The organism is Streptomyces aureus (assembly GCF_001418135.1).
GTDB classification, from domain to species: domain Bacteria; phylum Actinomycetota; class Actinomycetes; order Streptomycetales; family Streptomycetaceae; genus Streptomyces; species Streptomyces aureus_A.
The window spans coordinates 1-11,520 of the sequence record NZ_LIPQ01000226.1 but is presented as its reverse complement, the minus strand read 5'-3'; the positions used below and the strand labels follow the sequence as shown (position 1 = coordinate 11,520).

At 74.4% G+C, this 11,520-nt stretch carries 3 protein-coding genes; all 3 read right to left on the bottom strand.

The annotated features are described in order from the left end of the window. On the bottom strand, positions 1 to 170 hold a 170-nt coding region (locus AOK00_RS39110), incomplete at its 3' end, for an MbtH family protein (protein ID WP_055601595.1). A 97-nt stretch (positions 171 to 267) separates the two neighbouring features. Beyond that, entirely contained in the window at positions 268 to 1,512 is a 1,245-nt protein-coding gene (gene ccrA, locus AOK00_RS19555; RefSeq protein WP_055601594.1) for a crotonyl-CoA carboxylase/reductase, read from the bottom strand. Further along, on the bottom strand, positions 1,512 to 11,520 hold a 10,009-nt coding region (locus tag AOK00_RS19550; protein ID WP_159041803.1), incomplete at its 5' end, for an amino acid adenylation domain-containing protein. The genes ccrA and AOK00_RS19550, both read right to left, overlap by 1 nt.

The following is an 11,520-nucleotide window of genomic DNA, read 5'->3' as shown; positions in this document are numbered from 1 at the left end:
TCCGTCCAGTTGGCCTCGATGTGGTCGAGGCAGGCCTGGCGGTCGTTCTCCGCGAAGGCGACCTCCCAGCCGGCCGGGACCTCGGCGAAGTCCGGCCACAGGGAGTGCTGGCCCTCGTCGTTGACGAGGACGAGGTAGCGGCCGTCGGCGTTCTCGAACGGGTTCGTCATTTCTTTTCCCTTTTCCATTTCCCGAGGTGATCTCTTGTTTCCTTCGCCGCTCTTTCTAACCAAACGGAGAGAGATCGGCAAGCTTTTCGAAAAGATTTCAGCGCATATCCGTGAGCCCCGGTTCCGGCGCGTTCACGAGGACCGCCACATTGCCGGGCGGCTGCTTGTTCTCGTAGACCATCTGGTGCGCCCGGCCGATCTCGGCGAACGGCAGGGCGAGGCTGAGGCAGGGGTCGATGTGGCCGGCCGCGACGAGCTCGATGATCGCCGCGGTCTGGCGTACGTTCGCAGCGTGCGAGCCCTGGAGCCGCTTCTGGAACATCCAGAGGAACCGCAGGTCGATGTCGCCGTTGTAGCCGCTGGTGCCGGCGCAGGTGACGACCATGCCGGCCCGGTCGCAGACGTAGACCGAGGTCGGCAGGGTGGCCCGGCCGGGGTGCTCCAGGACGATGGCGGGGTCTCTGCGCTCGCCGAGCGCGTCCCAGAAGGCGCGGCCGAAGGAGCGGACTCCGGAGAGCCATTCCCGGTAGGCGACGGTGTCGCTCGAATCAGGCAGCCGACCCCAGTGGTCGAAATCATTCCGATTGATGACGCCGTGCGCTCCCAGGCGCTTACAGTAGTCGAATTTGTCGTCGTCCGACACCACGGCGACCGGAATTCCGCCGAAGTATTTCACGATCTGTATCGCCATGGATCCGAGACCGCCGGCGCCGCCCCAGACGAGGACGGGATCGCCCGGCCTGACCGTGTGCGGATGCCAGCCCATGAGCATGCGGTACGAGGTGGAGCCGCCGCCGAGGAAGCAGCCTGCCTCCTCCCAGGTGAGGTGCGGGGGCTTCTTGTGGCACTGGTACTCGTCGGCCACGGTGAACTGCGCGAAGGAGCCGTGGTTCGACTCGTAGCCCCACGCCCGCTGGGAGCGGGAGGCGGTCGGGTCGGTGCCGAGGCGGATGTCGGGGGCCGACTCGTCCCAGGCGACGCCGCCGACGATGACGTGGTCGCCGACCTTGAGCTGCTTGACTCCCTCGCCGACGGCCCAGACCACCCCGGAGCCCTCGGATCCGGCGATGTGGAAGTCGAGCGGATCACCGGCCCGTTGACGGTCGGCGATGACATCGGCGGGGGTGCCGAGTCCGGCCCAGACGCCGTTGTAGTTGATCCCGGCGGCCATCACCCAGATGAGGACCTGCCCGCGGCCGACCGGCGGCACGTCCACGGCCTCGACCTGGATCGACTGCTCGGGCGGGCCGTACCGCTCGCGCCGGATCACTCCGGCGTGCATGCGACGGGGCACCTCGCCCAGGGGCGGCGTCTCCCCCAGTGCGTACAACTCCTTCTTCATCAGCTGTCCTTCCGTGTGGTGCGGGCGTTCAGATGGGCGGCGAGCGCGCCGCCGACGACGGCGAGCGGCTCGGGCCGCAGCATGTCTTCGTGGCGGCAGTCGACCGGGTGGACGGCGATCGCGCCGCCGACGTACGGGCGCCAGCGGTCCGCCTTCCCGGCGACGTCGCCCGCGGGGACCTGCCCGGAGCCGTGCCGGGGGCCGCTCCCTCCGGCACCGCCGTTCGCGACGAACAGCAGCAGGTCGCCGGTGAACCGGCGCGGGGCGAAGCCCGCGCGCAGCTCGACGCCGGTGCGGTACGCGTCCACGAGGGCGCCGACCCGGTCGGCGAGCAGCGCCGCGAGCGGTCCGCCGCGGGCCCGCAGCAGCGCGGCGCCCGCCTCGGGGGTGAGCTCCTCCTCGCCGCGGTCGGGGCCGACGCCGGCCGCGTCGAGGAGGGCGCCGAGGACCTGCGCCGCCGGGGGCACGACGACCGGGTCGCCGGGCCGCGCCGGGTAGGAGTCCAGGACCGCGACGGTCGCGACCTCCTCCCCGGCCTCCTCCAGGAGGACCGCGGCGGCCTGGGCGACCAGGCCGCCGAGCGACCAGCCCACCAGGTGGTAGGGGCCGGACGGCTGGACGGAGCGGATCCGCTCCACGTAGTCGGAGGCGGCCTCCTCCAGGCTCGCCGGGCGGTGGCCGGGCTCGGCGAACGCGCGGGCCTGGAGGCCGTACACCGGGTGGCCGGCCGGCAGGTGCCGCAGCAGGGCCGCGTACCGCCAGCTCAGGCCGCCCGCGGCGTGGAAGCAGAACACTGGCGGAAGGTCACCGCGGGTGCGCAGCGGCAGCAGGACGTCCAGCGCCCCGGCGGCGTCCGCGCCCTCCTCGTCGAGGGCGGCGACGAGTCCGGCGACCGTGGGCGCCAGGAACAGTGCCTGGATGCCGAGTTCGACGCCGAGGACGGCGCGGATCCGGCTGACGAGTCCGGCCGCGAGCAGCGAGTCTCCGCCGAGGGCGAAGAAGTCGTCGTCGATGCCGGCCTCGTCGACGCCGAGGACGTCCGCGAACAGGCCGCACAGCAGCTCCTCGCGGGGGGTGCGCGGGCCGCGTCCGGTGCGCGCGGCGCCTTCGGCGGGGGCGGGCAGCGCCGCCCGGTCCAGCTTGCCGTTCGCGGTGAGCGGCAGCGCGTCGAGCGGGACGACCGCGGCCGGGACGAGGTAGTCCGGCAGCGTCTCGGCGAGCCGGGCGCGCATCTCCGCCGCGCCCGGGGCGGGTTCGCCGGGCGCGGGCACCGTGTAGGCGACGAGGCGCTTGTCGCCGGGCCGGTCCTCGCGGACCAGGGAGACCGCGTGGGCCACGCCGGGCAGGGCCGCGAGCGCGCCGTCGACCTCGCTGAGCTCGATCCGGAAACCGCGCAGCTTCACCTGGTCGTCGGCCCGGCCGACGAACTCCAGGGCGCCGTCCGGGCGACGGCGGGCCAGGTCGCCGGAGCGGTACATCCGCGTCCCCGGGTCCCCGAACGGGTCGGCCACGAACGAACGGGCGGTGAGTGCCGGGTCGTTCTCGTAGCCGCGGGCGAGCCCGGAGCCCGCGAGGTACAGCTCGCCGACGGCCCCGGCGGGGACCGGCTCCAGCTCCGGGGAGAGCACGTAGGCCGTCATCCCGTGCAGCGGGACGCCGATCGGCACGTTGTCCGGGACCGGGTCGCCCGCCCCCATGATGTGGTGGGTGGCGAACACGGTGGTCTCGGTGGGCCCGTAGCCATTGCTGACCACGGTGCCGGGGCAGGCGGCGAGGACCTTGCGGACGGCGTCGGCCGGGACGACGTCGCCGCCGGTGCGCACCTCGCGGACTCCGGCGAAGCAGTCCGGCTCCTCCTCGGCCAGCCAGCGGAACAGACCGGCCGTCAGCCAGAGTCCGGTGACGCGCTCGGCCACCAGGAGCCGGGCCAGGTCCCTCAGGTCGGTCTCGCCGGACGGCGCGACGACGACCGTGCCGTGGTTCAGCAGCGGCCCCCACAGCTCCAGCAGGGCCGCGTCCCACGCGTGCGACGAGTGGAACAGCATCCGCTCCCGCGCGCCCGGCGCCCAGCAGGGCTCGTCGGCGAGTTCGACGACGTCGCGGTGGGTGACCGCCACGCCCTTGGGCACGCCGGTGGAACCGGAGGTGAACAGCACGTACGCCAGCCGGTCCGGCTCGACGGTCACCCCGGGGTCGGTGGGGTCCTGGCGGGCCGGGCGCGGGTCGGTGTCCACGGCGACGGTCGTGACGCCGTCGTCCGGCGCGCCGGCCCGGTCGGCGGCGCGGGCCGCGTCGGTGAGCAGCACGCGCGCGCCGGCCCGGTCGAGGACGGTCCGCTGCCGCTGTGCGGGGTGGGCGGGCGCCAGCGGGACGCAGACCGCGCCCGCCTTGAGGACGGCGAGGAAGGCGACGACCAGCGGCAGCGACCGGTCGAGCAGGATGCCGACCCGGTCCTCCGGGCCGGTGCCCAGCTCGCGCAGCAGCCGGGCCAGCCGGTTGGCCCGCTCGTCCAGTTCCCCCCATGTGAGCCGCTCGTCCCCGAGGGACACCGCGACGGCGTCCGGGGTACGGGCGGCGAGGGCGGCGACCCGGCCGTGGATCGTGTCGCCGGGGCCGCCGTGCGCGCCGGCGGCGAGCGGGGTCCGCGTGCCGCCGTCGGCGAGCGCGCGGCGCTCCTCGCGGGACAGCACCGAGACGCGCCCCACCGGCTGCTCCGGGTCGGCGGCCACCGACTCCAGGACACGGGACAGCCGCTCCAGCAGGGTGGGGGCGGTCGTCGCGCCGATCACCTCGGGCCGGTGGTCGAGACGGAACCGCAGGCCCTGCGAGCGCAGCGAGGCGACCAGCAGCAGCGGGTAGTGGGCCGCGTCACGGCCCTGGACGGCGGTGGCGCGCAGCCGGGACGGGGAGCGCTCGGTGTCCTCGGGCAGCGGGTAGTTCTCGTACACGAGGGCGGTGTCGAACAGCGGCCGGACGCCCGCGATCCGGTGCACGTCGGCGAGGCCGAGGTACTGGTGGGTGCGCAGGGCGGTCTGTTCGTCCTGGACGCGGGCCAGGGCGGCGCTCCAGCGTTCGGAGCGGTCGAACCGGACCCGTACCGGCAGGGTGTTGATGAACAGGCCGATCATGTTCTCGGCGCCGGGGAGCTCCGGCGGCCGGCCGGAGACCGTGGTGCCGAACAGGACGTCGTCGCGTCCGAGGTGGCGGCCGAGGACGAGCGCCCAGGCCGTCTGGACCACGGTGTTCATGGTGACGCCGGACCGGGCCGCGTGCGCCTGGAGGGTGGCGGTGAGCTCCGGCGACAGGTCGTGCACGAGCTGCTCGGGCAGCGCGGGTCCGGCCGGTTCCCGGGCGGGGGCGAGCAGCGTGGGCTCCTCGATCCCGGCGAGGGTGTCGCGCCAGGCCCGTTCGCTCACCGTGCGGTCCTGGGCGGCGAGCCAGGCGACGTACGAGCGGAACGGGGCGGGGGCGGGCAGCGTGGCCGTGTCGCCGCCGTTCTCGTACAGGGTGACCAGTTCGCGCAGGAACAGCGGCATGGACCAGCCGTCGAGCAGGATGTGGTGCTTGGTGATGACCAGCCGGTGCCGTTCGGCGCCGAGGCGGATCAGCAGGAAGCGGACCAGCGGCGGCCGACTCAGGTCGAACCGGTGGCCGCGGGCGGCCTCGGTGAGCGCCGCGAGTTCGCGCTGCGCGGTGTCGTCGGGCAGTGCGCTGAGGTCGGCCTCGTCCCAGGGCAGGGCCGCGGCCCGCGGCACGACCTGGACGGCCGCTCCGTCCGCGCGGTGGTGGAAGCCCGCCCGCAGGTTGGGGTGCCGGTCGAGGACGGTCTGTCCGGCGGTGCGCAGGGCGGCCGGGTCCAGCGGGCCTTCGAGGTCGAGGACGAGCTGGACGGTGTAGACGTCCGTGCCGCTGTCGTCCGCCTGGAGGGCGTGGAAGAACAGGCCCTCCTGGAGCGGGGTGAGCGCGAACGCGTCCTCCAGTCCGCCGGGTGCGGCGGCGAAGTCGTCGATCTCGGGCTGGGTCAGCCCGGACGTCGGCAGGTCGCCGGGGGTGAGCCCGTCACCCCGCTCGGACTGGCCGGGGTCGGCGAGGGCGCGCAGGGCGGTGAACCACAGCTCGGCGAGCTCCTCGATCTCGGCGCGGTCGAAGAGTCCGGCGGGCCAGGAGTACGTGACGTGGAGCCGGGGCCCGCCGTCGCCGTCCCGGGTGACCGCGTTGATCTCGACGGAGTGGCCGAACGGCATGCCCGGGTCGGCGGGGAGCAGCGGGATCCGCAGGTCGGACGCGCTGGACCAGCCGGCGGGTCCGCCCTCTCCGAGGGTGTCGCCGCCGCTGCCGACCCGGCCGAGGTAGTTGAAGCCGATCTGCGGGGCGGCGGCGCCCGCCAGGGCGAGCGCGGTGTCCGCGTTGAGGTAGCGGAGCAGGCCGTAGCCGAGTCCGTTGTCGGGCAGGGCGCGCAGTTGCTCCTTGATCTGCCCGAGCGCGGCGACGGTCGCGGCGCCGCCGTCCAGCGCCTCGTCGAGGTCGACCGGGCCGGGATCGAGCCGGACGGGGAAGCGGCTGGTGAACCAGCCGACCGTGCGGGACAGGTCGAGGGTCTCGTCGAGTTCCTCGCGGCCGTGGCCCTCCATGTCGACGAGGACCGCGTGGGACGCGTCCTGGGTCCAGCGGCGGCGCCAGCGGGCGACCGCGAGGGTCAGGCCGGTGAGCAGCACGTCGTTGATCTGGGTGCGGAACCGGGCCGGGACGTCGGTCAGCAGCGCCGTCGTCAGGTCCGCGGGGAGGGCGGCCGTCAGGTGCTCGGCGGTCTCCCGGGTGTCGACGGCGGGGTCGAGACGGCGCGCGCCGAGGAGCGGGTCGCGGCCCTGCGTCTGCTGCCGCCACAGCGGGAGTTCGGCGATCCGGGCCGGGTTCTGCGCCTCCATGACGAGGGCCTGCGCCCAGCGGCGGAAGGTCGTGCCGACCGGGGCGGGCCGCGGGTCGCGGTCGTCGCGGGCGGCCTGCCAGGCGGCGGCGAGGTCCGGCAGCAGGATCCGCCACGACACGCCGTCGACGACGAGGTGGTGCAGGAGGACGAGGAGGAGGCCCTGCTCGTCCGGGCCGGCGTCGAACCAGACGACCTGGAGCAGGACGCCGTTCTCCGGGTCGAGCCGGCGCCGGGCCTCCTCGCCGTGCGCGGACACCGCGGCGGCGACGTCGGTGGCGTCGGCCGCGGCGTCCCGGACGTCGACACGGCTGACGCAGGCACGGGCGTCGACCGTGCCGCGCGGCGCGGTCTCCAGGTTCCACGGCAGGCCGAGTGCGGCACCGGTGAGCCGTGCGCGCAGCACGTCGTGGTGGTCGACGACGGCCTGGACGGCCCGGGTCAGCTCGTCCTGTCCGAGGCCGCCGGGGACCCGGAGCAGCACGGACTGGTTGAGGCCCTGGAACGGGCCGCCGAGCTGGTGCAGCCAGCGGACCACCGGGGTGCCGGGGACGGGGCCGACGCCGTCGTCGGCGACGGGCGCGGCCTCGGCGGCGGCGGGGCGGATCGCGGACACCAGCTCCGCGACGGTCTGGTGGCGGAAGATGTCCCTCGGTGTGAGGACGAGCCCTGCCTGGCGGGCCCGGCCGGCGACCTGGATGGCGTTGATGCTGTCGCCGCCCAGGGCGAAGAAGTTGTCGTCGGCGCCGACGCCGGCCAGGCCGAGGACCTCGCCGACGATCCGGCAGAGCAGGGCCCGCGGGTCGTCGTCGGACGGCTCCGGGGACCGTTCCGCCGCCGGGGCGGCCTGGGCGGTCCCGGGCTGCTCGGGGGCGGGCAGCGCGGCCTTGTCGGTCTTGCCGTTGACGGTCAGCGGGACCGAGTCGATCTCCATGAGGACGGACGGCAGCAGGTGCGCCGGGAGGGCGGCCCGCAGGTACGTCCGTACCGCTCCGAGGTCGAGTCCGGCACCCGCCTCCGCGACGAGGTAGCCCACGAGCTGCCGAACGCCCGGACGGTCCTCCCGTACGGTCGCCACGGCGCGCGCGACGCCCGGCGCGCCCGTCAGGGCGGCCTCCACCTCGCCGAGTTCGATCCGGAAGCCGCGCAGCTTCACCTGGCCGTCGGCCCGGCCGACGAACCGCAGGCGGCCGTCGCGCATCCGGCTGACCACGTCGCCGGTGCGGTACATCCGGCTGCCGGCCGGCCCGAACGGGTCGGCGACGAACCGCTCGGCGCTCAGACCGGGCCGGCGCAGGTAGCCCCGGGCCACGCCGATCCCGGCGACGTACAGCTCGCCGGGGACGCCGACCGGGACCGGCCGCAGCCGGTGGTCGAGCACGTAGACGCGGGTGTTGGGCAGCGGGCCGCCGATCGGCGGCACGCCGGCCTCGGGGACGAGCGGCCCGGCCATGGTGCAGGAGACCGTGGTCTCGGTGGGGCCGTACGCGTTGAACATGCGCCGGCCGGGCGCCCAGGTGGCGACCAGGCCGGGCGGTGCGGCCTCGCCGGCCGTCACGAGGGTGCGGACCGTGCGCAGGCTCGCGGGCGAGAGCTGTGCGAGCACCGCGGGCGGCAGCGTCGCGTGGGTCACTCCCTGCTCGCGCAGCAGCGCGGGCAGTTCGGCGACCTGGAGCAGCATGTCGGCCGGGCCGAGCACCAGGCACGCGCCGGCGGACAGCGGGGTGCAGATCTCCGACATCGCGGCGTCGAAGCTGAGCGACGCGAACTGCAGCGCCCTGCTGCCCGGGCCCATCGCGTACGGACCGGTCCGGGCCAGGACGATGTTGGGGATGCCGCCGTGCTCGACGACGACGCCCTTGGGGCGGCCGGTGGAGCCGGAGGTGTAGATCACGTACGCGGGCGTGCGGGCCGTCAGCGGGGCGGTCCGGTCGTCGTCGACCGGGTTCCGCGCCTGCTGGGCGGCGAGCGCGGCGACGGTCTCCGGCGCATCGACGACGATCCGCCCGGCGGTGGCCGCGGACGGCACGCGTTCCTCGGCGTCGGCGCTGGTGACGACCAGGCAGGGCCGGGCGTCCTCGAAGAAGTACGCGATGCGGTCGGCGGGGTACTCGGTGTCGACCGGCAGGTAGGCCGCGCCGGACTTCAGCACGGCGAGCACGGCGACGACCATCTCCGGCGACCGCGGCACCGCGATCGCCACGATCGACTCCGGACCCGCGCCCCGCCCGATCAGCAGATGCGCCAGCCGGTTCGCACGCTCGTTCAGCTCCGCGTACGTCAGGGTCGCGTCGCCCGCGGACAGGGCGGGCGCGTCGGGGGTACGGGCGACCTGGGCCTCGATCAGCTCCGGGACGAGCAGGTCCGGGAGCGGGCGGGCGGTGTCGTTCCAGCCGTGCAGCAGCAGCTCGCGCTCGGCGGCGCCGAGGATGTCGAGGTCCTCGATCCGCCGGTCGGCGTCCGCGACCACGGCCTTCAGGACGGTGACGAAACGGTCCGCCATCGCCTCGACCGTCGCGCGGTCGAACAGGTCCGCCGCGTAGGCCACGGTGCCCTGCAGGCCGGCCGGTCCGTCCTCGTCGGAGCGCTGCTCGGAGAGCCGCACCGACAGGTCGAACTTGGCGCGCCCGGCCCCGTCGCCGGCCGGCTCGTCGACGGCGTCGACGGTGAGTCCGGCGAGGCGCACATCGGCCCGCGAGACGTTGTCCAGGGAGAGCATGACCTGGAACAGCGGGTGGTGCGCGGCCGACCGGCGCGGCGCGACCGCGTCCACGACGCGCTCGAACGGCACGTCCTGGTGGGCGTAGGCGGCGAGGTCGGTCTCCCGCACCCGGGCCAGCAGTTCACGGAAGGACGGGTTGCCGGACGTGTCCGTGCGCAGCACCAGCGTGTTGACGAAGAAGCCGACCAGGTCGTCGAGCGCCTCGTCGCCGCGCCCCGCGACCGGCGTGCCGAGCGGGACGTCCGTACCCGCGCCGAGGCGGGTCAGCAGGCTCGCCAGCGCCGCCTGGAGGACCATGAAGACCGTGGTCCGGCTGGAGCGGGCGAGGTCGAGCAGCCCGGCGTGCAGCTCGCCGTCGAGCGTGAGCGGCACGAGTCCGCCCTCGTGGCCGGCCTCCTCCGGGCGTGGCCGGTCGGTGGGCAGCGCAAGCACTTCGGGCAGGCCGGCGAGGGTCTGCGTCCAGTGGGCGAGCCGGCGGGCGATCTCGCTGTCCGGGTCGGCCTCGTCGCCCAGTACCTCGCGCTGCCACAGCGCGTAGTCGGCGTACTGGACCGGGAGCGGCGCCCACCGCGGCGCGGAGCCCTCGGCGCGCGCCGTGTACGCGGCGGCCAGGTCCCGGACCAGGGGCCGCATCGAGGAGGCGTCGCCGGCGATGTGGTGCAGCACCAGCACGAGAACGTGGTCCTCCGGGCCCAGCTCCAACAGCTGCGCGCGCAGCGGCAGATCGGTGTCCAGGGCGAAGTCGGTGCGCTGCGCGGCGGCCACGGCCGCCTCGACGGCCGGCTCCTCGACCTGGACGACGTGCAGATAGGGCCGCGCCTCGGCGGGGTCGAGCACGACCTGTGAGGGCGTGCCGTCGGACGTCGCCGGGAAGACGGTGCGCAACGACTCGTGGCGGGTCACCACGTCGGCGAGCGCGGCCTCCAGCGCGACGGCGTCCAGCGGGCCGCGGAGCCGGGTCACCATCGGGATGTTGTACGTGCCGGCCGTCGCACCGAGCCGGCTCAGCGCCCAGAGGCGGCGCTGCGCGTAGGAGAGCGGGATCTCGGCCGGCCGTCGCCGCGGCACGAGGGCGGGCCTGGTCTCCCCTCCTCGCTCCAGGTACGGGGCGAGGGCGGCGACGGTCGGGGTCTCGAACAGGGCGCGGACGGGGAGTTCGACGCCGAGGACGGTACGGATGCGGGAGACGAGCCGGGTCGCGAGCAGGGAGTGCCCACCGAGGTCGAAGAAACTGTCGTCGATCCCGACCCGGGCCAGACCCAGGATCTCCGCGAACAGCCCGCAGAGGATGTCCTCCTGGGCGGTGCGCGCCTCACGGCGGACGACGCCCGAGGCAGCGGGCGCGGGCAGGGCCTTGCGGTCCGTCTTGCCGTTCGGCGTCAACGGCACCGCGTCGAGGATCGCAACAGCCGACGGGACCATGTACTCCGGCAGCAGCCCGGCGACGGCACGGCGAACCGCTTCTGCTTCCAAAGCCGTTCCCTCGGCGGGGACGACGTAGCCGACGAGCCGGCGGTCGTTCGGGGAGTCCTCGCGGACCATGGCGACGGCACGGGCGACGCCCTCCACCCTCGCCAGCGCCGACTCGACCTCGCCGAGCTCGATGCGATAACCACGCACCTTCACCTGGTCGTCGACACGGCCGACGAACTCCAGAACACCCGCCTCCGTCCACCGCACCAGATCACCCGTCCGGTACATACGGGAACTCGGTCCACCGAACGGATCGGCGACAAACCGCTCCGAGGTCAGACCCGGACGCCCGAGGTAACCACGCGCCACACCCTCACCGGCGATGTACAACTCGCCCGGCACACCCGGCGGCACCAGCCGCAGCCGGCCGTCGAGGACATACACCTGCGTGTTGGCGATCGGCGCACCGATCGGCGTACCCCCGTCGCCCGACAGCAGGGCACTGGTCGACCAGATCGTCGTCTCCGTCGGCCCGTACATGTTCCACACCGACCCACCGACCTGGGCGAGCGCACCCGCGAGAGCGGCGTCCACCGCCTCGCCGCCGACCAGGATCCTCAGATCCCGCGCAGCCCCCGGATCCGTCTCCACCAGCGCACGCCACAGACTCGGCGTCGCCTGCATCACCGACACACCCTCGGACCGCACCAGAGCACCCAACCGCTCCGGATCACGCACCACATCACGATCCGCGATCACCACCACGGCACCGGAGACCAGCGGCAGGAACACCTCAAGCAGCGAGATGTCGAAACCGAACGTCGTCACCGCCAGCCACTTCTCCCCCGCCGACAGCTCCACCTGCGAACCCATCGACCACAAGAAGTTCCGCAGCGCGCCATGCGGCACGACCACACCCTTCGGCCGACCCGTCGACCCCGACGTGTAC